Source organism: Cytobacillus sp. Bva_UNVM-123 (assembly GCF_046351715.2).
Classification (GTDB): domain Bacteria; phylum Bacillota; class Bacilli; order Bacillales; family Cytobacillaceae; genus Cytobacillus.
The window spans coordinates 2,068,061-2,094,120 of sequence record NZ_CM177772.1 but is presented as its reverse complement, the minus strand read 5'-3'; the positions used below and the strand labels follow the sequence as shown (position 1 = coordinate 2,094,120).

Annotated in this window: 23 protein-coding genes; all 23 read right to left on the bottom strand. The window is 37.0% G+C overall.

Features of this window, described 5'->3' with window-relative positions; genetic code table 11:
* Positions 1-2: 2 nt before the first annotated feature.
* The 23 genes from rnhB to KDN24_RS10195 all read right to left on the bottom strand — a co-directional run bounded on the left by rnhB (position 3) and on the right by KDN24_RS10195 (position 25,973).
* Positions 3-776, bottom strand: a complete 774-nt coding sequence (gene rnhB, locus KDN24_RS10305; RefSeq protein ID WP_409974770.1) for a ribonuclease HII — start codon at positions 774-776, stop codon at positions 3-5.
* A 94-nt stretch (positions 777-870) separates the two neighbouring features.
* Complete coding sequence (ylqF, locus tag KDN24_RS10300) at positions 871-1,725, bottom strand: ribosome biogenesis GTPase YlqF (protein WP_409974769.1); 855 nt, start codon at positions 1,723-1,725, stop codon at positions 871-873.
* A gap of 12 nt (positions 1,726-1,737) precedes the next feature.
* Positions 1,738-2,295 carry a signal peptidase I gene (lepB, locus tag KDN24_RS10295; protein ID WP_409974768.1) on the bottom strand — a complete coding sequence of 186 codons (558 nt, stop codon included), beginning with the start codon at positions 2,293-2,295 and terminating at the stop codon, positions 1,738-1,740.
* A gap of 426 nt (positions 2,296-2,721) precedes the next feature.
* The gene (gene rplS, locus KDN24_RS10290) at positions 2,722-3,066 is read right to left on the bottom strand and encodes a 50S ribosomal protein L19 (RefSeq protein WP_409974767.1); all 345 of its coding nucleotides are present in this window, start codon (positions 3,064-3,066) and stop codon (positions 2,722-2,724) included.
* Between the two features lie 141 nt (positions 3,067-3,207).
* On the bottom strand, positions 3,208-3,939 hold the full coding sequence (gene trmD / locus KDN24_RS10285) for a tRNA (guanosine(37)-N1)-methyltransferase TrmD (RefSeq protein ID WP_409974898.1): 732 nt from the start codon (positions 3,937-3,939) through the stop codon (positions 3,208-3,210).
* Positions 3,939-4,457 carry a ribosome maturation factor RimM gene (gene rimM / locus KDN24_RS10280; protein WP_409974766.1) on the bottom strand — a complete coding sequence of 173 codons (519 nt, stop codon included), beginning with the start codon at positions 4,455-4,457 and terminating at the stop codon, positions 3,939-3,941. Before rimM ends, trmD begins: the two co-directional genes overlap by 1 nt.
* Before the next feature lie 12 nt (positions 4,458-4,469).
* Entirely contained in the window at positions 4,470-4,856 is a 387-nt protein-coding gene (locus tag KDN24_RS10275) for a YlqD family protein (RefSeq protein WP_409974765.1), read from the bottom strand.
* 106 nt (positions 4,857-4,962) lie between these two features.
* Positions 4,963-5,193, bottom strand: a complete 231-nt coding sequence (locus tag KDN24_RS10270; protein ID WP_409974764.1) for a KH domain-containing protein — start codon at positions 5,191-5,193, stop codon at positions 4,963-4,965.
* Positions 5,194-5,204: 11 nt separating this feature from the next.
* Positions 5,205-5,477 (bottom strand): 30S ribosomal protein S16, encoded by a 273-nt coding sequence (gene rpsP, locus KDN24_RS10265; protein ID WP_409974763.1) that lies wholly within the window; start codon positions 5,475-5,477, stop codon positions 5,205-5,207.
* 97 nt (positions 5,478-5,574) lie between these two features.
* Positions 5,575-6,927 (bottom strand): signal recognition particle protein, encoded by a 1,353-nt coding sequence (ffh, locus tag KDN24_RS10260; RefSeq protein ID WP_409974762.1) that lies wholly within the window; start codon positions 6,925-6,927, stop codon positions 5,575-5,577.
* A gap of 11 nt (positions 6,928-6,938) precedes the next feature.
* Complete coding sequence (locus KDN24_RS10255) at positions 6,939-7,271, bottom strand: putative DNA-binding protein (RefSeq protein WP_409974761.1); 333 nt, start codon at positions 7,269-7,271, stop codon at positions 6,939-6,941.
* Between the two features lie 310 nt (positions 7,272-7,581).
* Entirely contained in the window at positions 7,582-10,374 is a 2,793-nt protein-coding gene (locus KDN24_RS10250; RefSeq protein WP_409974760.1) for a VWA domain-containing protein, read from the bottom strand.
* Positions 10,358-12,130: a vWA domain-containing protein gene (locus tag KDN24_RS10245; protein ID WP_409974759.1), complete on the bottom strand. Its 1,773-nt coding sequence runs from the start codon at positions 12,128-12,130 to the stop codon at positions 10,358-10,360. The genes KDN24_RS10250 and KDN24_RS10245 overlap by 17 nt, the downstream gene beginning before the upstream one ends.
* 9 nt (positions 12,131-12,139) lie before the next feature.
* Positions 12,140-13,006: a DUF58 domain-containing protein gene (locus KDN24_RS10240; protein WP_409974758.1), complete on the bottom strand. Its 867-nt coding sequence runs from the start codon at positions 13,004-13,006 to the stop codon at positions 12,140-12,142.
* Positions 13,006-14,001: an AAA family ATPase gene (locus KDN24_RS10235; protein ID WP_409974757.1), complete on the bottom strand. Its 996-nt coding sequence runs from the start codon at positions 13,999-14,001 to the stop codon at positions 13,006-13,008. The genes KDN24_RS10240 and KDN24_RS10235 overlap by 1 nt, the downstream gene beginning before the upstream one ends.
* Before the next feature lie 6 nt (positions 14,002-14,007).
* A complete protein-coding gene (locus tag KDN24_RS10230) occupies positions 14,008-15,573 on the bottom strand; it encodes a DUF8809 domain-containing protein (protein WP_409974756.1) in 1,566 nt (521 codons plus the stop codon).
* A 14-nt stretch (positions 15,574-15,587) separates the two neighbouring features.
* Complete coding sequence (locus KDN24_RS10225; RefSeq protein WP_409974755.1) at positions 15,588-16,436, bottom strand: ABC transporter permease; 849 nt, start codon at positions 16,434-16,436, stop codon at positions 15,588-15,590.
* Positions 16,433-17,368, bottom strand: a complete 936-nt coding sequence (locus KDN24_RS10220) for an ABC transporter ATP-binding protein (RefSeq protein ID WP_409974754.1) — start codon at positions 17,366-17,368, stop codon at positions 16,433-16,435. The genes KDN24_RS10225 and KDN24_RS10220 overlap by 4 nt, the downstream gene beginning before the upstream one ends.
* Complete coding sequence (locus tag KDN24_RS10215; RefSeq protein WP_409974753.1) at positions 17,365-19,761, bottom strand: DUF8725 domain-containing protein; 2,397 nt, start codon at positions 19,759-19,761, stop codon at positions 17,365-17,367. The genes KDN24_RS10220 and KDN24_RS10215 overlap by 4 nt, the downstream gene beginning before the upstream one ends.
* A 223-nt stretch (positions 19,762-19,984) precedes the next feature.
* Complete coding sequence (gene ftsY / locus KDN24_RS10210; RefSeq protein WP_409974752.1) at positions 19,985-20,977, bottom strand: signal recognition particle-docking protein FtsY; 993 nt, start codon at positions 20,975-20,977, stop codon at positions 19,985-19,987.
* A 12-nt stretch (positions 20,978-20,989) separates the two neighbouring features.
* Positions 20,990-24,556: a chromosome segregation protein SMC gene (gene smc / locus KDN24_RS10205; RefSeq protein ID WP_491348404.1), complete on the bottom strand. Its 3,567-nt coding sequence runs from the start codon at positions 24,554-24,556 to the stop codon at positions 20,990-20,992.
* 45 nt (positions 24,557-24,601) lie between these two features.
* Positions 24,602-25,336 carry a ribonuclease III gene (rnc, locus tag KDN24_RS10200; RefSeq protein ID WP_409974750.1) on the bottom strand — a complete coding sequence of 245 codons (735 nt, stop codon included), beginning with the start codon at positions 25,334-25,336 and terminating at the stop codon, positions 24,602-24,604.
* A 403-nt stretch (positions 25,337-25,739) separates the two neighbouring features.
* Complete coding sequence (locus KDN24_RS10195) at positions 25,740-25,973, bottom strand: acyl carrier protein (RefSeq protein WP_066393525.1); 234 nt, start codon at positions 25,971-25,973, stop codon at positions 25,740-25,742.
* Positions 25,974-26,060: the final 87 nt, after the last annotated feature.

The window sequence follows — 26,060 nt, the reverse complement described above, 5'->3', positions numbered from 1 at the left end:
AACTAAATTATCACATAGTCTTTAATCGGTGCAAAGCTTTTACGATGATGGGGTGTAATACCGTATTTTTCAATAGCAGAAAGATGAGCTTTTGTTCCATAGCCCATATTCTGTGAAAAACCATATTCAGGATATTCTTTACTTAATTCCACCATTATACGGTCACGTGTTACTTTGGCAATGATGGAAGCTGCTGCGATTGAGACACTCTTGGCATCCCCCTTTGTAATAGCTTCTTGCGGATAAGGTGTTTTAAGCTTTACTGCATCAATAAGCAAAAAATCAGGCTCCACCTTTAATCCTACAATGCTTGAGAGCATTGCTTTTTTTGTCGCTTCAAAAATATTGATTTTATCCAGTTCTTCAACACTAATAATACTTGAACTAACTGCTAGTGCATTTGAACGAATAATGTCATAAAATTCATTTCGCCTTTGTTCTGAAAGTTTTTTTGAATCATCAAGACCAGGTAAATAAAAATCATCCGGTAAAATAACCGCAGCTGCGACAACAGGCCCAGCAAGCGGCCCCCTGCCAACTTCATCGATCCCAGCAATATGATGAAAACCTTGCTTGCGAAGTTTCATTTCAAACTCAGTCATCCGTACATGCTTTTCATATAGTTGTTTTTCTTGATCTCTTTGGCGATACCATTTTTCAAGTAGTTGTATTACACCTTTTCGATTATCTTTTTTTAATGAGTGGATAAAATGACTATCCCGATCAAACTCATTCGCTAATTGAGCTTTAATTTCTTGAATTTTCAGTTGCACCATGATAATTCCCCTTTTAATTCCATACTAAATATATCGACTTTTTTATAAAAAAATAAAGGCCTTCCATGAAATGAAGGCCCAATAGGGTAAATAATTAAGAATCATGATCTGGTTGTTCTAAAGTGATCGAGCCAAATTTCTCGGTTCGAAATTCCCGAATGATAATTTCAGTCACTTTATCATAATCAATTTGACCACCGCTCATGAAGCAACCTCTTTGCTTCCCAATGTTGTCAAACATTTCTACGATATCTTCATAAATCACCTCAAGCTTAAATCGCTCCTTGAGTCGTTCTGGATAATTTTCTCCTAGAAATCGCAGAGCATATACAGCAACATCCTGTAAATTTAATATTGTATCTTTTATGGCACCAGTAAGCGCTAGTTTAAGGCCAACCTCTTGATCTTCAAATTTAGGCCAAAGAATACCTGGTGTATCAAGAAGTTCCAACTCTTTCCCGACTTTTATCCATTGCTGAGCCTTTGTTACACCAGGTGTATTCCCTGTTTTAGCGATATTCTTTTTTGCCAATCTGTTTATTAATGTTGATTTCCCAGCATTCGGAATCCCAACAATCATAGCTCGAATTGCTCTAGGCTTTATACCCTTAGCACTCATTCTGTCAAACTTTTCTTGTAAAATCTCTTGTGATGCTTGGACGATTTCTTTCATCCCTTGACCAGCTTGAGAATTTATCGCTAATGCCTTTATTCCCTTTTTCTGAAAATGCATAATCCATTGCTTCGTTTTTTCTCGATCAGCCATATCTGCTTTATTTAAGAGAACTAGTCTTGGTTTATGCTGGATAATTTCATCAATCATCGGATTTCGCGAAGAATAAGGGATTCTCGCATCGACAAGTTCAAAGATTATATCGACAAGTTTTAGTTTTTCAGTCACTTGTCTGCGTGCTTTTGCCATATGTCCTGGAAACCATTGAATAGTCAATGCTATCACCTCCTACTTCACAATACGTATATCTTCTATTGGCCAATAAATAATTCCAGTATTTCCGAGTACCTTCTCCATCGGAACAGTTCCAATATGCCGGCTATCTTTACTAAATCTACGGTTATCACCCATCACAAATAAATGTCCTTCTGGAACAGTCTCCTGACCAATTTTTTCTTCTAACGTAAATGGTTCTGTCAAAGGACCATCAATTACTTGTTTCTTATATTCATCAAGATATGGTTCTTCGTAGGCTTTACCGTTTATGTATAACGTATCATCTTTGTATTCAACACGATCACCAGGTAGACCAATAACCCTTTTTATGTAATCTTTGTTTTCAGGAGCATGAAAGACTATGATATCAAAACGTTTCGGCTTTCCGATTTTATAACTAAACTTATTCACAATCATCCTGTCTTGATCATGAAGTGTCGGCATCATCGATAACCCATCTACTACAATAGGAGCAAATAAAAAGTATCGAATGACCACAGCGAGGAGAACCGCAATAATGAGGGCTTTCGACCATTCCCAAAGCTCATTTTTCTTTTTCTTTTCCTCCATATAATTCCCACCAATCCTCAGTAAAAATATTCCCATGTTATGAAATGTATATCTATTATGTATTTTACATAAGTTCGCTGCAAATATCATGCTCGGAACTTAAATTAATAGTAGTACGATAATTGATTAAGACTCTTTCCGCATATATTGTTGTTTTGCCTTCAAATTTTGCCCGTTGATTTCCGCTGCGGGTTCTTGCTTTCCGCGGGGAGGGACGTGAGCCTCCTCGGCGCTTGCGCCTGTGGGGTCTCACGCTTCCCTCCATTCCCGCAGGAGTCAAGTACCCTCCGCTCCAATCAACTCAGAGAACTAAATAAAAATTGCACTAAAAAGCAACAAACTTTACGAAAACAGCCTAATGAAAAAAGACGTGATAAATAATTATGAAAAAGGAGCTTGTTCACCAAGCTCCTTCCGCATTTCTTATTAACGAATTTCTTTAATACGAGCTTTCTTACCACGTAATTCACGTAAGTAGTAAAGTTTCGCACGACGGACTTTACCGCGACGAATAACTTCAAGCTTCGCAATCTTAGGTGTGTGTACAGGGAATGTACGCTCAACGCCTACACCATAAGAAATCTTACGAACTGTGAAAGTTTCGCTGATTCCACCACCACGACGCTTAATCACAACTCCTTCATACACCTGAATACGCTCACGTGTACCCTCAACAATACTTACGTGTACACGTACAGTATCACCAGGACGGAAAGCAGGAACATCAGTACGAAGTTGTTCTTTTGTGATTTCTTCGATTAATTTATGCATCGTTTTCAACTCCTTCCAACAGATGCTCTTGCACACGACAATCTATTGCAGCGGAACATCTTACTAAGACAAATGCTAAAATATTAGCTTTAGTCACAAAAAGTATTTTATCATAGCAGAAGGGCAAGTTCAATGCTATTTCTATTCTTTTTTAATTTCTTCTAGCCATTTTTTTTGTTCGTCAGATAACTCGATATGGTCAAGTAGATCAGGTCGACGAAGTATCGTCCTTCTCAGTGATTCTTTCATTCGCCATTCATCGATTAGACGATGATTACCAGAAAGTAGAATATCAGGTACTTTCAGCCCTCTAAACTCTGCTGGGCGTGTATAGTGTGGGTGTTCAAGTAGGCCAGTGCTAAATGAATCCCGCTGATGTGATTCTTCATTCCCAAGAACATTTGGTAAAAGTCGAACAACACTATCAATCACAACCATTGCACCAAGTTCGCCACCTGTTAAAACAAAATCGCCAATCGAGACTTCATCTGTGATAACATTTTCACGAATTCTTTCATCATATCCTTCATAATGGCCACAAATAAAGATTAAATGATTGCATTTAGCCAAATCCTCTGCTTTTTTTTGCGTAAACCGTTCGCCTTGTGGGCAAAGCAAAATAACTTTTGGAGTAGAATTTGCTTTTTCGCGTAAATCAGCAACCGCATCAAATATAGGCTGAGGCTTTAACACCATCCCAGCCCCACCACCATATGGGTAGTCATCGACAGTTTGATGTTTATTATTAGCATAATCTCTAAAATTAACAACTTGATAATTGACGGCATTATTTTCTGCGGCTTTTTTTAAGATGGAATGTCCTAAAACACCAGTGAACATTTCAGGAAAAAGAGTGAGGACATCAATTTTCATCATGAAAGCAAGCCCTCAATTGGATCAATGAGAATACTCTTCTCTTTCACATCTACTTTTATCACAACATCAGCAATATATGGAATGAGAATATCTTTTCCACTCTTTCCTTTAATCACCCATACATCATTTGCACCTGGAGTAAGAATTTCGCGAACCTTTCCAATTTCTTCGCCAGTCGTCGTTTTCACTGTGCAACCAATGATTTCATGATAATAAAATTCATCCTCTTCAAGCTCTGATAATTGGCTTTCAGGGACTTTTAAAAGGCCGCCCTTCATTTTTTCAATTTCGTTTATATTTTCATAGCCTTCAAAACTGACTAAATCAAATGATTTATGAGTTCGATGTGTTTTAACTGTTAATTCAATTGGTGTGTGACTACCTTCCATAAATAAATAAAGCTTGTTTCCAGGCTTGTAACGTTCCTCTGCAAAATCAGTTTTCGAAACAACCCTTGCTTCACCTTTAATCCCATGAGTGTTGACGAGTTTTCCAACATTGAACCATTTTTCCATCATAACTCTCCTCTAGCGTATTTCTTCAACAATCCCATCTTTAATAATTATCGTTTTTCCACTTTGTATATCTTCCCAACGATCACCTTGTTTAACATCGATAATTGCTTTTACTTCTTTTTCCTTTAGCTCACTTCCTAAAGGTAGTATATGTAATTGTTCGATTTGAAAATCGAGCAGCTTTGTTTTTTCTTGGCGAATCTGAATTTCTTTTTCAAAATGCTTTCTTAAGCTAACCGGCTGAAACTTCTTCGTTTTTTCAAGTTTCTTCATTTCAAAATGGAGCTCGCCACATTCTTTTTCAAGCTGCTGCTTCCTTGAAATGTAAGTACTTAGGAGCTCTTGTTTACTATGTTCCGTTAGAACTTGTTTAACAACGACCGTTTGAAGTATTTTCACCAACAACCCCTCCTAAGAGCGAATAATGATATATATAGTTCAACAATTCAAAATCAGGGATCGATTAATTGGAAAAAAGGAGGGGTTCCCCCTCCTTTTCCTTTTCTTATTCGTTAATCTCTAAGAAGATTTTTTTCTGTTGCGATGAACCTGCTGCATAAACAACCGTTCTTATTGCTTTTGCAACGCGCCCTTGCTTCCCAATTACTTTCCCCATGTCAGTCTTGTTGACAGAAAGCTGATAGGTTACGCGATGATTCTCTTCAAGAACATTTACTTGAACTTCTTCCGGAAAATCAACAAGGGGCTTAACAATCGATTCGATAAGTTCTTTCATTTGATTAAAAATTACTTACCGTATTTAGCGTTATGGAATTTTTCCATAATGCCCTGTTTAGAGAAAAGGTTACGAACTGTATCTGATGGTTTAGCCCCAGTTTGTAGCCATTTAAGTGCTAGTTCCTCATTGATTTCCACAATAGCTGGATTTGCAACCGGATTGTAAGTTCCTACTGTTTCAATAAAACGTCCATCACGTGGAGAACGAGAATCAGCTACAACGATACGATAAAAAGGAGATTTATTAGCTCCCATACGCTTTAAACGAATTTTTACTGCCATATTAAATAAGCACCTCCGAATAGTTTCACACAAGATAGTATAATATCAATTGTTAAATAGTTTGTAAAGAGTTTTTTCTTTACAGCATAGAAAAAATTTAAAAAGGATTGAACGGAAGCTTAAATCCGCCCTTTTTCTTCCCTTTTTGCTGCATACCTGACATTTGCTTCATCATCTTTTTCATATCTTCAAATTGCTTTAATAGACGGTTTACTTCAGGAACAGATCTACCACTCCCCTTTGCAATCCGTTTGCGCCTACCAGCATTTATCATTTCAGGATGAATTTTTTCTTCCTTTGTCATCGATTGAATGATCGCTTCAACATGCTTAATTTGCTTCTCATCAATTTGAAGATTATTTAAACCTTTAATTTTGTTTGCTCCAGGCATCATTTTTAACAGCTCGTCAAGGGGTCCCATACTACGAACCTGCCCTAATTGCTCCAAAAAATCATCAAATGTAAACGATGCCGTTCGCATTTTTTGTTGAAGTTCTTTCGCTTTTTCTTCATCAACATTTGCCTGCGCCTTTTCGATAAGGGTAAGAACATCACCCATCCCTAAAATTCTTGAAGCCATTCGTTCAGGATGAAAAGGCTCTAAGGCATCCAATTTTTCACCTAAACCAACAAACTTAATCGGAGTGTTCGTTACAGAACGAATGGATAAAGCAGCCCCACCACGAGTATCTCCGTCTAGTTTTGTTAGCACAACACCAGTAAGGCCAAGGAGATCATTAAAACTTTGGGCAACATTGACAGCATCTTGACCTGTCATCGCATCAACGACAAGAAAAATTTCATCTGGCTTTGTGAGTTCTTTAATCTCTTTAAGCTCAGCCATCAATGCTTCATCAACATGCAATCTACCAGCCGTATCAATGAGAACATAGTCATTATGCTCTTCCTTCGCCTTTGCAATCGCTTGTTTCGCAATTTCAACTGGACTTACTTGATCTCCAAGAGAGAAAACAGGCATATTAAGTTGTTTACCAAGAGTTTCAAGCTGTTTAATTGCTGCAGGACGATAAATATCAGCTGCAACAAGCATCGGATTGCGATTGTATTTCTTTCGCAGCAAGTTAGCAAGCTTTCCAGTCGTTGTTGTTTTACCTGCACCTTGTAAACCGACCATCATAATGACAGTTGGTGGTCGATTAGAAACAGCAATTTTACTTTGCTCTCCACCCATTAAGTCGGTTAATTCTTCCTTAACAACTTTAATGACTTGTTGTCCAGGAGTTAAACTTTTTAATACTTCCTGCCCGACAGCTCGTTCACTTACTTTTTTTACAAAATCTTTAACGACCTTAAAGTTAACGTCTGCTTCTAAAAGAGCAAGACGAACTTCACGCATCATTTCTTTAACATCCGCTTCATTTATCTTCCCTTTTCCGCGGATTTTCTGGATTGTATTTTGCAGACGGTCGGCTAAACCTTCAAATGCCATCTTGCCGCCTCCTAATCTAATTTCTCAAGCTTTGCAATAGCTTCAACCATTGCCTTTGTATTTACGAGCTCTTCGTTAAGCAAGTTTTTAATCTCAGCAACAATCTTACTTCGCTCTTGAAATTTATGAAATAATAACAGCTTTTCTTCATACTCTTCAAGCATTGCCTCTGTTCGTTTAATGTTATCGTATACCGCCTGCCGGCTAACATCATACTCTTCAGCAATCTCTCCGAGAGAAAAATCATCCAGATAATAAAGGGACATATAGCTTCGTTGCTTAGGAGTTAACAACGATTGGTAAAAATCATACAGAAAATTCATTCTCGTTGTTTTTTCTAACATCGCCACTCCCCCTATTGTCTAGCTTTGCCAGCTCGTCTTAAGCTTGTCGCCCTTTGCAAGCCGTCTCAAGCTTCTTTGTCCAGCTTCGACGGCTAAGGGCTCGAGGTCTTAAGCCAATCCGCCGAGTAGGTTAAAGAACAACCTACTCAACGTCTCGTCTTAAGCTTGTCGCCCTTTGCAAGCCGTCTCAGCTTTTCTTTGTTAAGTGAAAAGCCTTTACAAACAATAGTTTACCGAGAAGACTACAACAAGTCAAGACGTTTCCACTTATCTTCTTTTGTCAAGCTTCAATGGCTAGTATCATCCGATTTTATTTATTCTTTCGACTTTTAGCTTCCAGTAGCCGTTTCATTCTTTCTTCCCGTTCTTCTTGTGATACCATTGGAGCCTGTTTGCTTTTTGGGTTTTGCTTCTTTTTATTGTCTCTTTCCTGCCCTCGGATTGAAGATTTAGGCGATTCTTGATCAATCGTCATCATTTCTTTAGCAGTATCTGTATTTTGCTTTGCTTTTTGAAGTCGTTCAATGCTTTTCGGTTTTTCGATTTTTTCAGATACTTTCTTGTTCTTTCTCTTAATTGATTTTCCAATTAAGGCAATTAGTCCAAATCGACGAATAGCTATTTCTGAAAAGAATAGTAAAAATGCGGCTAAAAGAAGCCATTGACTAATTGGCTGTTTATTGTATGTTTTATTTTGCAGCGGCCGGAATATGTCTTTTTCTGCTGAAATCAAACTTCCGCCAGTCATCGATGATAAGTCCTTTAGTAATTTTTCATTTGGCCCATTTAATAAATACTCATCCGAGTAAGGCACAGTAAAACCTGTTTGGTATGTTTGGATTTCACCGTTCTGATCCGTTTGCTTGACACTTAAGAAAAACATCCCAGATTGATTTGGCAATAATAATTCATATTTTCCAGGAGCAATAAGCTTTGTATTCGTATTTACTTTTAGCCCATTCTCTGAAATAAGTGCGGCCTCAAGTGGAAAAGATTGTTTTCTTGCCGATTCAAGTGTAAGCAGCGGATTTCCATTTTCCTTCGTAAAAGATATCCGATAGGGTTCGCTATCATACTGTGGCAACGACTTTGTTACAAGTTGATTTACAAACGCTGACCAATTTTGCCAACGCGCCCAATCCCCTGACCACTTTCCAGAAAAATCAGAAGTAAAGGCTAGTGTATATCCCATTCCATACTGCCATTCCGCAAGAACAGGATCTTCTTTCTCACTTAAAATAGGCACTTGCGCTCGTGACTTTGGTGTTGTAGCGATGTAAGCATTCATTTGCGGGACTCCAGCTTCAAATAGCTTCATCCAATCTGGATAAGGCTGGACTCCAGGATAAAACGGATTATCCTCAATATACGTTCTTGTAGCCATGACCGTTTCACGTGAGAGGATACTAGGAATTACCGATGAATCGGTCACATCGTAAAAACGCCCTGTTCCCATGTTCGCTAACTCTTCTAAAAGCCCACGATCCGCATCACTGCCTAAAGCAACCGTAGATAGCGTAATATTTTTTTCCTTCCCATTTTCGATTAACCCTTCATAGTCTCCACCTGGAGCCTGTCCATCAGTCAATAAAATAATATGCTTTCTCTGCAATTTTAAATCTTCAAGCTCCTCGTAAGCTAATTGCAGGGATGTAAATATTTCTGTTCCACCACCTGGAGTTACTTGTCTAATTTTATCTGCAGCTTCCTTTTTATCTTTCAAAGGTTCTGTTTCGACGATTACCCATGGACGGTCATCGAAAGCGATAAAACCAAGGGTATCCTCATCGCGTAATAACTCAATTGATCTTGCTGCTGCTTCCTTCGCAAGCTCAAGTTTATTACCAGCCATACTGCCTGAGCGATCCATTACAATCACGAGGCCAAGAGACGGCATTTCCTTTTTTCCTTTAATATCCATATCAACTGGCAAAAGTTTTTCAATGGGTGTTTTAAAATAACCACCTAACCCAAAGCTTTCATCACCTCCTGCCATGATAAAACCTGTTCCAAACTCCTTTACTGCCTGTTCAATCATATTCATCTGATTTTCCGTAACTACTGTTGCAGGGACATTATTAAAGATGATCGATTGATATTGAACATATCCAGATAATACAGTTGGCAGCTTTTCAGGTGAAATTGTATCAACGTCCACTCCAGAGTTCTCAACTAAAGAACTTATATTTCCGCCTTCCTTTCCTTGAACAATCAGGACTTTTGGCGTACCCTTAACATTCGTAACAGAATGAAGCGTATTATTTTCTATAAATGTATCATTATCTGTTACAATTTCACCTTTATACACAGTTAGCCCAGAAGTATTCGCTATGTGGGGAAAAGTAAAAACGTTCTTCCCTTCCTTCACATCAACGATTTCCTTCATGATTTCTTCGTTATTAACTGATAGCCGAACGACTGCCTTTTTGTTGGTGTTGCTATTAATTGTAAACATAATAGGCGCTTCCTCACCTTTATATAATGAGGGTGGAACATGAAGCTCAGTTAATGACATATCTTCCCCTACTTGGTTTTTTAATAGAACGTAATCAAGTTCAATATTGCGGTTTTTTAGAAGTTTGGCTGCGTCCAAACCTTTCCCGAGCGTCTCATTTCCATCCGAAAATAGAACGATCCTTCCGCTAGAATTACGAGGTATTAATGAAGAAGCAAATTGAATACCAGCCTCAATATTCGTTTCGCCCTCATTTATTTCACTATTAAACTCATTAATTAATTGATTGCCTATTCCCACATTTTGCTCAAGCGCAATATTATTTCCAAACGAAACGACTGCAAACGCATCTTCTTTTTGTTTATGAGATAAACTTTTTTCAATCCAGGCAAGTGCTTCATCACCTGTATTTTTTACACTTGCTGAACGGTCAGCAAGAAAAATAACCGTTTCACCTTTTATCGGCAATAATATTTGTGGAATCGTAATCGCTGAAATAATCAACATAAAGATAAGCATTCTTATACTAGAAATCCATATAGCTTCATTCATTTGTATTTGTTTTTTCTGCTTTAAAAAAAGAAAAATAAACAATCCTGCTGGGATTAGTAAAAGAAAAAGAACGGGATATTTAAACTCGATGCCCACGACGATATACCTCCCATTCTATAGCGATTAAGAAAAGAGCGATTAAAGCAAAGATAAACCATAGCTTGTCATTCGGCCTTTCAATTTGACCTTTTTCCTCAGATTGTCGTTCGTTTAATGTAAAAGCCGGTTCAATTTTTGCTTGCTTCTCTCGATCATCTAGTAATACAGAAAAGTAATAAATTTTTTCGCCTGAAACTGCCTGATAGGTCCCAGGTACTAATGGGGCCTTAAAGCTCATCTTCGTCAAATCTAATGTGTACAGGTTTTCATTGTCATTCGTAAATATTTCCCATACTTTATTTCTTTCATCAATATTCAGCCATTTTTCTTCACCTGGTGAAAAATAACCAAGAAAATCAGTTTGCTGTGAAAGCCATTCAAAAGCATTATAGAGAAAGATAGGAAACCCAGGCTGTAAAGGCCAATCTGAATCTGCTAAGGAAAAATTGATAATAATAATCGGTTGGCCATTTATTTTTCCTTTTTGAATTAATGGGACTTCACCACTAGATAATATTGTTTCCCACTCACCTTCTATCGCTTTTACTGCAGAATCGATAAAAATCTTTTCATAATCGACATATTGAAGAAGGCGATCATCCGTTCCAACGATTCGTTCTGTCAGCTTCGTTTTTTCAGCATTGTTATTAAATAAAATAAGTGGCTGAGGAGGTAAGTTTTGCAATGAACTTTCTTCTGCAACTAAAATACCTGATTGATTCAAATCCTTTAAATTTTCCATAGTCGTTCGCAGTAATTCTGTTCCGAGCGTTTGGAATCCTTTAATTGCAAAGTTGTTTATTTCACCAACAGTGTATACCTTCTTATTGGAATCAGTTTGTATGGACGTAGCAGAATTATCTGCCATATAGCCGTCCTCGGTTAATATGATTGCCTCATAATAAGGCTTATCACGAAGAGGTGGTATTTGCATGATAAACTGCTCATTAGCGCCAATGACTACTTTCTGCTCAAACAGTACTTCATTTTCACTATTTACGTTAAATTCGACTTCCTTTTCATTCGAAGATTGATTTTCAATAACTGCAACTCCAACAATTTGATCATTCACAGATGAAACACCAAATGAAAGAAGTGCAAGATTATCAATTTCTTCGCCAATATTATGAACTTCAACATATTGTCCTTTCATATGATCATTTACTTGTTGTTTTGTAACCGCATCTGAAAATATATGAATCGAAGTATCCTTCCCAGATGAAAGTGACACTGCTAAATTCATTGCTTTTTCCATTTGTTCATGCTCATACGATAAATCCAAACTGTTAATAAGTTTTCGGATGACCGTTTGATCGGTTTCTTGGCTTAATAGTATCTCAGGTTTTTCACCAGCTTTAATGATAGTAACTTCTTGCCCAGAAAGCCGATTAATCAGTTCAAGTGACTCGTTCTTTGCGCTCTCGAACCTATTGCTTTTTTCAGCTTTAGCTGACATTGAAGCAGAAGGATCCATTATTAAAATAATATGTTCGCCACGCAATGAATTTTCAAACCAAAATGGTTTAATAAGTGCAAACATTAATAATAGTAAAGCTAATAGTTGCAACCAAAATAAGAGATTTTGCTGCAGCTTTTTTAACCATGGAGATGCTTGCCATTCATTTAAAACTTGTTCCCACAGATAATTCGAGGAGATTGATTGCTCAACATACTGTTTCCGGAAAAAGTAAAACAAAATGACGGCAGCAATAAAGATACTTAAGAGAAAAAAGATTGGATTTAAAAATTGCATTGCCTCACCTCAATTCACTAACCCTTTTCCAGAGCACTCGTGGAAAATAAACGACTGAACATCACGATTATCGCTAGCAAGTAGATAATGTCCACCAAATTTCCGACATAATCGTTCAAGTTTTCGATTATGCTCAGCTAGTCTTTTTTCATATTCTGCTAGAATAACTGGACTTATACTTACATTTACTATTTTGTCAGTCTCACTATCTACCAGTTTCATGTCTCCTGATAGCTTTGGTTCGATTTCTTCAGTGCTAAGTACTTGGATAAACCAAATTTCTTGTTTAAATGACGCCAGTTTTTTTAATAATTGTTCCAGTTCCTCCAAAGGCTCTAGCCCATCTGTAATGATAATTGATAATTGTTGCTTTTTTACAGCCGTTTTTAACAAATGATGAATAAATCCCCCTGCTCTTTCTATTTCCTCAAGTTGAAGGATTTCTAAAAATGTTTTTCTCCCATAAACGGCGCCTTTTCTTTTGATAGGCTCTACACGAACCGAAGAAACGGTTGAAAAATACAGCCGATCTTCGCTATTTAACACAATATAACTAAAAGCAGCTGCAAGCTGTTTAGCTAGCAGCCATTTCGATTTAATTTCTCTCATTGATGAAGTCGTATCAAGATAGATGGCAATCGATAACTCCTGCTCGTCTAAGTATCTTTTAATATAGTGTTTATTCGTTCTGCCATAAACATTCCAATCGATAAGTCGCACATCATCTCCTGGCTGATAAACACGAAAGTCTGAAAACTCTAAGGAAGAACCGAATTTGCTTGATTGTCTCGAGCCTTTATGAATCCCTCTCTTTCTCGTCTTCACAATCAGTCTCTTTTTTTGCAATTTACTAATGAGTGCCTGCTGTATATTCATTAGTCTTTAGCTCCTCCATCTAATAGATGGTTTATGATTGTATCCGCACTCATCCCGTTTGCCTCCCCTTCAAAATTCAATAAGAGTCGATGTCTTAAAACTGGATGTGCAACTTTCTTCATATCACCAGTTGAAACATGGTATCTCCCAAGACAAAGAGCCCTAGCTTTTGCCATACTTATTAAACTTTGAAGACCACGTGGACCGCTTCCATATTGAACATACTGCTTAACAATTTCTGGCGAATCTTCTGAATTTGGATGTGTTGCAGTTACAATTCTAACAGCATAATCGATCATTTCATCTGAAACGAGAATATCTTTCGTTAATTTTTGCAGAGAGAGTACATCTTCTATCGTAGCCATTTTTTGTAATTGTATTGATTGTGAACCTGTTGTTCGTACAACAATTTCCTTTAATTCTTCTTTTGTCGGATATTGAACATTTACTTTACAAATAAAACGATCGGTTTGAGCCTCAGGAAGTGGATATGTTCCTTCCATATCAATTGGGTTTTGCGTAGCAAGAACGAAAAAGGGATTTTCCATTCGCTTCGTTTCTCCCATCGTTGTGACCGTTTTCTCGCCCATTGCTTCGAGAAGTGCACTTTGTGTTTTTGGTGTCGCTCTGTTAATTTCATCCGCCAAAATAATATTGGCGAATAAAGGACCTTTATGAAAGACAAAATTTTGCTTTCCTGATTCATCAGGTTGCAAAAGCATCGTTCCAGTTATGTCAGATGGCATAAGGTCAGGTGTAAATTGTATTCGAGAAAAACGCAAATCAAGGCAATCAGATATCGTCTTGATGAGCATTGTTTTCCCTAATCCTGGCAAACCTTCTAAAAGTACATGGCCGCCAGCAAAAATGCTCCATAAAACTTGATCAATAACTTCCTCCTGTCCCACAATAAAGGATTGTATTTCTGTTTTCACCTTTTGAATCGTATCTGTAGCCATTGAAAATTGTTGTTCTCTTTCTATCGTTGTAGACATTTTCCGTCACTCCTTGTTCGGATCAATATTCGTAAAATAGTTTTTGACGACTTCTTCTAAATCAGCAGGATATTTATAACGTTCTGTACTTTGGCGATACGTTTTCTCATATTGGCCGAATACTTCACTATATGGCCTTATACTTCCCTTTAAGATTGGGCCTGTACCTTCAGATTGCTCGACAGATTGCCCTTCCCCAATGCTTCCATTATCTGTTTCAATATTCGTTTTGCCGTCTACACCTTCTGGAATTGTCAGCAGGTCTCGTGAGCCTTGACCTTTTCCAGCTCCAGAGCCCCCAAGACCGGACCCACTCCCTGATCCTGAGCCTGCCCCTGAGCCAGAGCCTGAACCACTACCGCTTCCCGAACCACTTCCTGAGCCTGAACCTGAACCTGAACCATTTCCGTTATTAGAATTTTGACCGTTCTGACCTGACTGCTGACCTTGCCCGTTGCTTTGTCCTTGTTGGCCGCCCGCACTACTGCTTTGACTCCCTGTTTGCCCGCTCTGTGAGAAAGCTAATTGTGAAGGTGGCATACCACTCGCATTCATTTGGTTTTGCATGGCCATTCCTGCATTTTGAAGAGCAGCTTGGGCAGCGGCAAGCTGCTTAAGAAACTCTTCTGATTCAAGAGCTTTTTCAAGTTGCTCGATCATTTTTGCAAGTTCCTCTTCTGTAAGCTCCCGATCTTGCTGTGATAATTGGCTTAGCATCTCCTTTTGTTCCTCAGTAAGTGCATTCCATTTCTCATTTAATTTTGTCAGCTCTTTTTCAATCGCAGCTATATCTTTATCATTTAACATTTTTTCGAGAGCTGCTAAGCCTTTATTCGTTAACTCTGCTTTCCAATTCTCAAAAGCAACTTGCTTTTCCTTTTCCTTTATCGCTTTTAGCTCTAACTCTTTCTTATGCTTGGCAAGCTCCTTCAGAACGTCCTCAGCAGATTTCATGTTTTCAATTTTCTCTTGTGCTTTTTCAAGTTCTTTTTTCACAACAGGATTTTTTTCCTTTTCTATTTGTTCCTTGAGCTTTTCTTTTTCCTCAGCAACTAGTTTGATTTCTTTCTCAATTTTTCTTGCTTCGTCCATTTTTTCACTCGGCATGTTAAGCATTAATAATGAGCCTCCAACAAATAGAAAGAGAATAAACAGCCATTTCGGATAAAAATAGATTCTTTTTCGTTTAGTCACTTTTTCTCTTGCTTGCTTCATATGCCTTACAGCATCGGCAAGTTGAAGTGCTGGTATAGCTCCTTCGTCTTTTATAAAACTATATGCAGTCATTACACGATCATCTGGAACAAATTGATTATAAATAACTACTGCGGCTCTTAAACTAGGCCGTTGCCTCCAAATTCGTACTAAAAAAATAAGCAATACGATACAAATTGCTATAGCAAAATAGTAAATGATAAAGGGAATAACAAATAAGCGAGCTATTATTAGTAAAAGACAAGAAGCAGCTCCAGCCGTTGCGAGCAGGAGCTGACCTTCCTTCAGAATATGTTCAATAAATAGCTGTCTTTTAATCGGCTTAATAAGTTTAATAAACTGGGTGCGCTCTGACATATTAATCATCCTTTTTACCCTTTTTTCATATTAGGACGAAGTTTCTTGATGCTAAAAAGCACTGCAACAATAAAAATTACGGTATATGAGATTAAATACGAAATCCAAAGGGGAAATTTAATTCCAGTACTCCTTGCAATTTCATCTACAAAACTTGGTTCAAATGCGCTTAGTAAAATAATGGGCGGATTGAACATTGCCGCAAAGTAGGCTGCAGGATTCGTCGTTGTTGTTGTTGGAGAATATCCATAACGATTCGCAAATTGCATAAAAATCATTGTCAAAAATGCTGTTCCTCCCGCTAAAAACAATGTGACTCCATATGTTGTCACCATCGATACAATCGTTTTTCTAATTAATGTTGAAAAAAGGACTCCGATACTTCCAAAAGCGATCATTGTAAATACATAAAAACCAATTGTCATTAATACTTGCATCGGAGATATTCCTCCGAATAAGAAAACAAAACTATAGAGCGGCAAACTTGCAATAATTAATAATAGTAAATACGAAATAGCTGAAATTAGCTTACTTACGATAATGCTTGCTGAGCTTTGTGTAGTCGTTAGCATAATATTCAAAGTTTGTCTTTCCCGTTCACTGCTAATGACGCCAGCGGTTAATCCTGGAGTAATAAACAAAATTAATGCCATCTGTAAAAAGGAGAGCATGATGAACATGGATCGGCTTTGGTCAGGTTTAAAAAAACCTTGTGTATTTGAAAACGATTGGATAAACACAAAGCCAACAATAATGATTCCGAGCGCCAATAAATAAAAGAGAATCCCTAAGAAGCTTTTAAAGGACCGAAAGCGAAGCTTAAATTCTTTATTAAGTACAGGATTGATGACAAAATTCTTCAAGACAGCTCTACCTCCTTTGTTATTTCCATAAACACATCTTCAAGGTCTGTTTCTACTTCAGAAAAACTCGTAATCGCCAAATTTTTCATGATAGCCTTTTTTAATAATTCAGTTTGTTCTTGATCTGTACCTTTATATGTGAATTGAAGATAGTTTTCCTCTTCACGAAGCTGTAATTTTGAAACATTTGGCTCGTCTTCAAAAAAGGCAACTGCTTTAGCAAAATCATCTACTAACTTAACAATAATTAGCTTTTCACCACGTAGCTGTGTTTGTATATCAGCAACTGATCCTTCTGCGACAAGTTTACCTTGATCAATAATCCCGATAACATCACACATTTCCGCAAGCTCGGGTAATATATGTGATGATATAAGAATCGTTTTCCCCATCATTTTTAATTCCTTTAATATTTCTCTCATTTCAACTCGTGCTCTCGGATCTAACCCAGAAGCTGGCTCGTCAAGAATTAGTACATCTGGATCGTGGATTAAACTTCTTGCAAGACATAGACGCTGTTTCATCCCTCTAGATAGCAAATCAACATAAGAATCTTGTTTATGGGATAAATTCACAAGTTCTAGTAATTGCGGAATGAGCTTTTCCCTTTCTTTTACAGGTATGCCATAGCTCGCACCGTAAAAATGTAAATATTCACTCGCTTTTAATTGATCATAAACCCCGAAGAAGTCAGGCATGTACCCGAGCTGCCGTCTGACCATTTTTGGCTCCTTCTGAATATTAAAACCATTCACATAAGCAGTGCCTGATGTTGGAGCGAGTAATGTCGCTAATATTGAAAAAGTTGTCGATTTCCCAGCACCATTTTGTCCAACAAAACCGAAAACTGTACCTTTTTCTATTTGTAAATTAAGGGAATCTAAAGCTGTAAAATTCCCGTATCGCTTCGTTAAATTTATTATTTCTATCACGGTGTCACTTCCCCTTTAATCGTGATCGTTGGCAATTGAACATATTGATCACCATTTGGTTCTTTTACTAGCTTTATCATTATTTCTCCATTTTTGGATACGTATTGATTTACATTTTCATCTTTTCCAATCTTAACTGCCCGCTGATTTTGATTTCCATTGAGCAGAAGTTCCTGACCTGTTTCATTAGAGTACAGAGAGTATTTAGCGAAATGATTGTTAAATACAAATGATATTTCATCAATATTGATAGATTTTTCAGCAAGTTGTTTTGGCAATTGTAGGATATACTCATATTCCCCATTTTCAATCCATACTTCACGGTGGATCTCCATATTTCCAGCATCTTGAATCCTGCCGTTTATTGCATTTAATTTTGAACTAAGAAATTCATTTCTGATGGTAAAAGCGCCAGAGAACTCATTATTCGCCTTAAATGGTGCAAGTATCAAGTTGAGGTTATCCTCCTTCGCTTTTTTACCAGTTATCTCTACATCGACAATAGAGGCTTTAGTTAAACCTGCTATAACCGGCTCATTTATTGAATTATTTCGACCGATCACATAATTTTCTGCAACATATTCTAATCTTTCCGATTTCATTTTGTCTATATCCGTATGATTTTGAGAATAGTTTGCGTATCCTGAAACAATCGGTCTCGTTAAAAAGGATTGTTTTAATTGCTTATCAACCTTTAATTTTTCTCCCTTTTTCAATGAACCAAGTTTAATTTTTTCATTGCCCGACCAAATGAACACTTCTTTAAAATCGTAATCAAATCCATTTTCGATTGTTCCCGTTACTTTTCCATTATTCACATTCAGATTCGTAATAAATCCACCTTCAACACTTTGTTGAGCTTGACCAAAGATTGATTTCTGCGACCAATAGCCAACCTCTGAAAAAATAATGTTCATTTTTTCTCGTTTTTCCTCAAAGATGGCATTCCTTAATGGGTCAAGCGTTGATGTTCCTCCTGAATTTTGGGTGCTAGCTACTGCATTGTAATTTGCTTTTGGAAAGCTCAGTGTATAGGCACCACTTTTATTGGATAATAAAGTGGATGTCTGAATTCCGGTTAATTGGTTATCAACTGCCTTAAAAACACCCATTTGATTAAGCTGTGGCATGGCAATTCGATCTTTTGCTCCGATTCCAAAAATAAGCGAGGCCATTACAATGGCTAAGGCTGGGACAACCCACCAAGCATGCTCCCTCTTGTCAAATTTTCGTAAAATGAAATAAAGGACCGGAACGATAATAAAAAGGTATCCAGCTAACATTCCGATTAGTTGTCCTATTGAAAAATGGCTAGCTGGAAAATACTCGTTTGCATCAACGAATTCCCAATATAATGATCCGTAGAAATCAGGTCCATATTTTCCCGATTGTATTGTTGAATGATTAGCATTTTGAATAAATGCTGCAAACCAAGCGCTATAGCCTTTCCATGATGACAATGGTTCATCACCAAGTGAGAAACTTGTTTGTAAAATCGTTCCACTTCCGTATTGTTTTTTAATGGTGGCTGGAAGATCACTAGATTTCTCAATAATGATAGCTGATTCCTCAACTGGTCCCGTAAAAAACTGCAATTGAGCAAAAGATGGCTCCACATTTGTCATCCCGCGAAGAAAATCTGTTCCTGCAGAAGATTCATTTTCTAATTTCATTGGTAAAAGAGAATATAGCTGTCCATAGCCTTGACTACCATTTGGAGAGGCTCCTGCAATTAAAGTGCCTCCAGCTTCAATCCATCCTCTAATTGCCTCCTGCTGCTCTTTGTTTAATTGAGAAATGGCAAATTCGTCAATTATTAAATAGTCGAGCATTTCTAAGCCAAGCGATTGTTTCGGCATTTGTTCTTTTTTTATTTCAAGCATTTGAATGGATGTGGCAGGAAGAATTCGAAGTTCTTTTAAACGATCATAATTTTCACTTAACACACCGATAACCGTTTCATTCAAATCAATGTATTTCGGTTTAAATTTATTTGCACCGTTGAATTCAACCTTTTTCCCCTTTTTCATATCGCCTTTATATAGATAAATGAGAGGCTCATTTTGATATGTATAAGGATTATCCTCTGAAATACCAGGTACTGATAATTCGTATGTTTTCTCACTATTTGCAGGAAGCTCAACATTTATTGCTATAGCCCCTCCAGTATTCCATGACGGGAAAAAATTAATTAATAAATCCCCGCTAAATGATTCTCCAGAGTTTTCAAGTTTAATAGATAATGGGAATCCCTTTCCAGATTTTATTTTCCCATTAAATCCTTCATTAATCGTGATGTTGATTTTCTCATCTTTTGCACTTACAGTTTGAACTAGATTGAATGATAAGAAAAAACATAATAATAAGATAATGACCCGTGCACTTCTGTGCATGTTAATCTCCTCCAGCAAGTAATTTCCATATTAATTAGACGATAAAAAAAAGAAAAAGTTTTGTCATAATTTTTCTTTTATATAAATAGACGTTTTTTGTATGATGAACTACTACAAGATAAAACGTTCTCTATTGTGTAATATTACACTTTTTGTAAAACTTGTCAACTTGAACTTGGACAAAAAAAACAGCTGAATATTTTCAGCTGTTTTGATTTTATTTTTATTCTATTTCTTCTTTTTCGATTAAATCCGCGAATAAACCATATACATATTGTTCAGCATTAAATTCCTGCAAATCGTCCATTTTTTCGCCTAAACCAACAAATTTAACAGGGATGTCCAATTCATTCCGAATAGCAAGCACGATCCCACCTTTTGCCGTTCCATCAAGCTTAGTCAACACGATTCCAGTTACATTTGTTGCTTCTTTAAAGGTTTTCGCTTGAACCATTGCATTTTGGCCAGTAGTTGCATCTAGTGCAAGTAAAACTTCATGTGGTGCCCCAGGAACCTCACGTTCAATAACTCGTTTCACCTTCTCAAGCTCTTTCATTAAATTAACTTTATTTTGTAACCGACCAGCAGTATCACAAATAAGGATGTCGGCTTTACGAGATTTGGCAGCTTGAATAGCATCAAACATGACTGCTGCGGGGTCTGAGCCAGCACCTTGTTTAATCACTTCGACACCAACTCTTTCTCCCCAAACCTCAAGCTGTTCAATCGCTCCAGCACGGAACGTATCTCCTGCGGCCATCAGAACACTTTTTCCTTCGCTTTTAAATTTATGAGCAAGCTTTCCAATAGTCGTCGTTTTACCAACTCCATTTACACCAACGAAGAGAATAACCGTCAATGCATCAGACTGAATATTCAACTCAGAGGAACTATTCCCACCTGCTTCATAAATGTCAACTAACTTTTCAGAAATAACACTTTGAACTTCCTGTGGATCTTGAATATTCTTGCGTTTTACTTCCATTTTCAATTCTTCAACAAGCTTCATGACCGTGTCAAAACCAACATCTGCCTGAATTAATATTTCCTCAAGCTCCTCGAAAAAGTCCTCATCGACTTTTCGATATCTAGCAACAAGCTCATTTACTTTTCCAGAAAAATTATCTCGTGTTTTGGCTAAACCGTCTTTAAATTTATCCGTTACACTTTCAGTTTGCTTCGTAATTTTTTCTTTTAATTTTTTAAAAAAGCTCATCATTTCACTTCCTTATTTTGTAACTAATTCCTTTGTTTCTTCCAATCGAACTGACACTAATTTAGATACACCCGATTCCTGCATGGTTACCCCATATAGAACATCTGCTTCCTCCATCGTTCCTTTTCGATGCGTGATGACTATAAATTGTGTCTCATTGCTATAACCTTTTAAATATTGGCTGAAACGAAAAACGTTTGCTTCATCAAGTGCAGCCTCTACTTCATCAAGAATACAAAATGGTACAGGTCGAACCTTTAAGATTGAGAATAAAAGTGCGATTGCAGTAAGTGCACGCTCACCTCCTGATAATAACCCTAAATTTTGCAGTTTTTTCCCTGGAGGCTGTGCGACAATTTCCACACCTGTATTCAATAAATCTGTCGGATCGGTTAATTTTAAATCAGCTCTTCCACCACCAAATAATGCTTGGAACACTGATTCAAAGTGAAAGCGAATTCCTTCAAACGTTTGTTCAAACCGCTTTTTCATTTCAATATCCATTTCATCAATCACTTGAAATAAGGTGTCCTTTGCTTCTTGTAGATCATTTTTCTGCTCAAGGAGAAATTCATACCGCTCTGATACACGTTCATATTCCTCGATCGCACCAAGGTTGACTGTTCCTAGTTCTTCAATGGCAAGTTTAATGAGTTTCACTTTTTTTCTTGCTTCCTCTGCTTGGATCAGTAGAGGATATTGTTCTTTCGCTGCTTCAAATGAAAGTAAATATTCTTCTCGAAGATGGTTTAGCCGATTTTCAAGCTCAACATCTAGTCGATTTAATTTTACTTCTTCATCTTTTAACCCTTCAACCATTCCTTTATGCAGCCTCTTTAACTCCTTTGTTTCCAGCTCCAGATCCTCCAGTGCTGTTTGCAGTTTCATTCGCTCTTCTCTTCTAGAAGAAATAAGGGCAATTGTATTATTTTTATCATGAAGTTTATTTCTTGCTGCTTCCTCAAGCTGTTGTTCACCTGATGAACTATTCGACATGTCTGAAGATAAAAGCTCGAGGTCTTCTGTCATCACCGATAGTTTTTCTTTATTCACTTCTATATTAGCCAAAATCATCTCATACTTATCCTTGGCATGGTTAAACTGCTCTTTTCTTGCAGCATAATTAACTTTAAGCTCGTTCATTTCCGCAGTAAGTATTTCTTTGGACGTTTGCTGTGTGTGTCTTCGTTCTGTCAATAATGTGATTTCCCTGTCAAGCGACATGATTTCAGATTGATAATTTGCGAGGGATGAATGTAGCTGTGCTTTTCTTGCGAACAGCTTTTCTTTATCCTCAGAAAATTGAGCTTTATCTAAATCGTAGAGAGAAAGCCTTTCATTGGCGCTTTTTTCCTCAAATTCAACCTCACGTAAATCGCCAATTACTTTTTGTTCACGCAATCGAAGTTCTTCTCCAGTTACTCTAAGCTCATCCAACTTTTCTTCAAGCTCTTGAATATTCGTTTTTAAACGTTTAACTTGTATTTCAAGACTCGTTGTTTTTGATTCCATCTCAATAATATTTGTTTTTAATTCTTCAAGTTCACCTTTTCTACTTAAGATGGAGGTTGTTTTTTGTTTGAAGGAACCACCTGTCATCGAACCACCTGGATTGACAACATCTCCTGTAACGGTTACAAGTCTCACACGATATTGCAATGTTTTTGCGATTTCATTTGCTCCTTTTAAATCGCTCGCAATGATAACATTGCCAAGTAAATGACATATCATTTCTTTATATTTAGGAGCAAATTGAATGACTTCAACAGCTTCTCCAACGAAAGAAGGATGGTCTTTTATCGCTCGAATCTGACTTTCGTTTAAACTTTTCCCTTTCATAACATTTAGCGGAAGAAAAGTTGCCCTGCCAAATGAATTTTTTTTTAAATATTGAATAGCATTTCTACCATCTTGTTCAGACGCAACAATAATATGCTGCATGGCTCCACCTAGAGCTGTTTCAATCGCGATTTCGAACTCCTTTGGAACATGAATTAATTCTGCAACTGCCCCTTCAATACCTTGGAGTTTCGTTCCTCGAGCTTTTAAAACTTCCTTTACCCCTTGAAAAAATCCAGAAAAGTCTTCTTCCATTTCCTCAAGCATCTCTTGTCTAGATTTCGCCTTTTGCAAATATTGATAGGCTTGGTAAAGTGTTGTTTCTTGCTTCTGGTAATTATTTTTTAATGACTCTAGCTTTTTTTGTTCGTCACGAAATAGCTTTACTTGATTGTCAAGATCTTTCTGTACACTTAAAAGGAGAGACTCAACATTTTGTTTCTTCTCCATAAGAACATGTCGATCGACCAGACTATTTTTATTATCTTGTTCGAGCCTTATGCTCCTTATTTCTATTTGATTTACTTGCTGTTCGATGTTTTGAAGCTCATTTTTGGCAGCTGCTTGTTTATTAAGAACTTCGATATAATCACTTTTAAGAGATTCAATTTTTTGTTCAGTATTTTCGCTAAATTGAATAAGTAAATCTTGCTTTTCCTTTAATTCTGCTTGAAGTTTAAGTACAGAGCTTTCTAACTCCTTTAAAATTTCTAGTTGTTTTTCCTTTTGAATCGTTAATTCAAAATCACGTTCAGTATGCTCATTGATACTGATTTTAAGCTGAGCTTCATTTTGAGCGGCATTTTTCTTTCTTTCCTTTAGTACTTCTTTTCTGCCTTCTAATTTCTCCAGTTCCTCACTTACACTGAGAAGCACCGTTTGCAGTTCATTAATTGATTCGTCAATCGCTGCTGCATGATCACGTAACTCCTCGATTTCTGCTTCTTTTCCATGAAGGCTAGCTGAGTGTTCAATTTCTTTCTCTTTATGTAACTCTAAATCTTTGGAAAGCTGCTCCCATTTCGCATGTAGCTCCTCAATTTCATATGCAGTTAAAGCAACTTCAATTTTTTCAAGCTCTTCCTTTTGCTGAAGATAATCTTTTGCAATTGAGGCTTGAATTTTTAGGGGCTCAACTTGGCTATCTAGTTCATAAACAATGTCATTGACACGATTTAAATTATCTTGAGTTTCAGTCAGCTTTCCTTCAGCCTTTTTTTTCCTTAGTTTATATTTCAGTACACCTGCTGCTTCCTCAAAAATCGTTCTCCGTTCTTCTGCTTTACTATTAAGAATTTCTTCAACTCTTCCTTGACTAATAATAGAAAAAGCCTCTCTACCTAGTCCAGAATCCATAAATAAATCAATAATATCTTTTAGCCTGCAAGCTTGCTTATTAATTAAAAACTCACTTTCTCCTGATCTATATACTCTTCGGGTTACACTAACCTCATTATAATCAATAGGCAAACATTGATCCTCATTATCTAATGTTAGTGTAACTTCCGCGAAATTCAACGGCTTGCGTGAATCACTTCCGGAAAAAATAATATCTTCCATTTTTGCCCCGCGTAAAGACTTTGCTGATTGTTCTCCTAATACCCACCTGATGGCATCGGTAATATTACTCTTTCCACTTCCATTTGGGCCAACTACAGCTGTCACACCCGGTACAAAATCAACCATTATTCTCTCAGCAAACGATTTAAATCCTATGACATCTAATCGTTTTAAAAACAACTGTGGCTCCCCCTATTCTTGCACCATAATTAAGCGATCAGTGTTCTATTTTTGACGCATTAATACTTCTAAGGCCATTTGGGCCGCATGCTGTTCTGCTTCTTTTTTCGAACGACCAACACCAATTCCTAATTCTTTTCCATTCATCGATACTTTGGAAACAAATTCTCGATTGTGGGCTGGACCTTTTTCTTGTAATATTTGATACTCAATTAAGCCAACCCCATCGCGCTGGACTAATTCCTGCAACTGGCTCTTATAATCCATTAAATGAGAAAATAAACCTGCATTAATTTTTGGGAAAACAGATTGTCTTAGAAAATCAATAACCGAATCCAATCCCTTATCTAAATAAAGAGCCCCTATAAAAGCTTCAAAAACATCAGCAAGCAAGGCTGGTCTTTCTCTTCCACCAGTCATCTCTTCTCCTTTTCCTAATAATACAAGGTCTCCGAAGGATAACTCATTGGCAAAAGTAACTAAGGATGGTTCACATACTATTGCAGCTCTCAGTTTTGTCAATTCTCCCTCACTCATAAGTGGATATTTTATAAATAGATATTTGGAAACCGTTAACTCAAGGACTGCATCTCCTAAAAACTCAAGTCTTTCATTATCTTCATTCGGTTTTCTCCGATGTTCGTTCACAAATGAAGAGTGAGTAAAAGCTTGTTTTAGCAATCTTTCATCTGCAAATTCAATCCCAATCTTACGTTGGAAATCTTTAAACTGTTGATTAATTGTACGAAAATTCCTATTTTCTTTTCCATTATTTTTCATTTTGAATCACCTTTATTTAATTTTAAACCTCTTTACACTTTCAAATATAAGTTTACGAAACGTAGTGAGAAAACGCAAAAAGAATTAGAAAAACTTGGCATTTGCCAAGTTTTTCGGCAAATGCCTTAGCTTTTCTTATACGATTTAGCAGCAGATATTTTAAACTTAAACTTCCGACTAGCTAATAAAGCCCCGTTCATAACGGAGCTTCATTAACATGAACATTTTAAATTTTTATCGAAAATCGTATTTACTGTCCGTCACTACCTGAATGATAAGCTGATAATGTTTACACTTTAAACTGGCCAAGTAATAACGGACAAAAAATACTTTGTTTTACAAATATACAGTGAGGGTGTTTAACCCTCACCGAAAGAAATTCATTTTAGTTTTATCTCAGAGATTATTGTTTCGCTTTTATGTAATTAACAGCGTCACCAACTGTAGAGATTTTTTCAGCGTCATCATCAGAGATTTCCATATCAAACTCGTCTTCCAATTCCATAACTAATTCTACAACATCAAGGGAATCGGCGCCAAGATCATCTTTAAAAGAAGCTTCTAATTTGACTTCAGATTCTTCAACACCTAGACGATCAACGATAATTTTCGTTACACGTTCTAATACTTCTGCCATGCTTATTCACCTCCCCTCAAGTTATTATAAAGGAATTATCTTAAATAATAAATCTTCTTCACAACATTTTATTACGAAAAATTTAGG

What these genes read in the sequence shown, in the direction of transcription:
- KDN24_RS10235 (WP_409974757.1), bottom strand. Translation starts at nt 14,001, where the DNA reads ATGTCTACAACGATAGAAAGAGAACAACAATTTTCAATGGCTACAGAT.
- KDN24_RS10195 (WP_066393525.1), bottom strand. Translation starts at nt 25,973, where the DNA reads ATGGCAGAAGTATTAGAACGTGTAACGAAAATTATCGTTGATCGTCTA.
- ftsY (WP_409974752.1), bottom strand. Translation starts at nt 20,977, where the DNA reads ATGAGCTTTTTTAAAAAATTAAAAGAAAAAATTACGAAGCAAACTGAA.
- KDN24_RS10230 (WP_409974756.1), bottom strand. Translation starts at nt 15,573, where the DNA reads ATGTCAGAGCGCACCCAGTTTATTAAACTTATTAAGCCGATTAAAAGA.
- trmD (WP_409974898.1), bottom strand. Translation starts at nt 3,939, where the DNA reads ATGAAAATTGATGTCCTCACTCTTTTTCCTGAAATGTTCACTGGTGTT.
- rimM (WP_409974766.1), bottom strand. Translation starts at nt 4,457, where the DNA reads ATGGAAAAATGGTTCAATGTTGGAAAACTCGTCAACACTCATGGGATT.
- KDN24_RS10215 (WP_409974753.1), bottom strand. Translation starts at nt 19,761, where the DNA reads ATGCACAGAAGTGCACGGGTCATTATCTTATTATTATGTTTTTTCTTA.
- KDN24_RS10270 (WP_409974764.1), bottom strand. Translation starts at nt 5,193, where the DNA reads ATGAAAGAACTTATCGAATCGATTGTTAAGCCCCTTGTTGATTTTCCG.
- rnc (WP_409974750.1), bottom strand. Translation starts at nt 25,336, where the DNA reads ATGAAAAATAATGGAAAAGAAAATAGGAATTTTCGTACAATTAATCAA.
- KDN24_RS10255 (WP_409974761.1), bottom strand. Translation starts at nt 7,271, where the DNA reads ATGTTAGAAAAAACAACGAGAATGAATTTTCTGTATGATTTTTACCAA.
- lepB (WP_409974768.1), bottom strand. Translation starts at nt 2,295, where the DNA reads ATGGAGGAAAAGAAAAAGAAAAATGAGCTTTGGGAATGGTCGAAAGCC.
- rplS (WP_409974767.1), bottom strand. Translation starts at nt 3,066, where the DNA reads ATGCATAAATTAATCGAAGAAATCACAAAAGAACAACTTCGTACTGAT.
- rnhB (WP_409974770.1), bottom strand. Translation starts at nt 776, where the DNA reads ATGGTGCAACTGAAAATTCAAGAAATTAAAGCTCAATTAGCGAATGAG.
- KDN24_RS10240 (WP_409974758.1), bottom strand. Translation starts at nt 13,006, where the DNA reads ATGAATATACAGCAGGCACTCATTAGTAAATTGCAAAAAAAGAGACTG.
- ffh (WP_409974762.1), bottom strand. Translation starts at nt 6,927, where the DNA reads ATGGCATTTGAAGGTTTAGCCGACCGTCTGCAAAATACAATCCAGAAA.
- KDN24_RS10245 (WP_409974759.1), bottom strand. Translation starts at nt 12,130, where the DNA reads ATGCAATTTTTAAATCCAATCTTTTTTCTCTTAAGTATCTTTATTGCT.
- rpsP (WP_409974763.1), bottom strand. Translation starts at nt 5,477, where the DNA reads ATGGCAGTAAAAATTCGTTTAAAGCGTATGGGAGCTAATAAATCTCCT.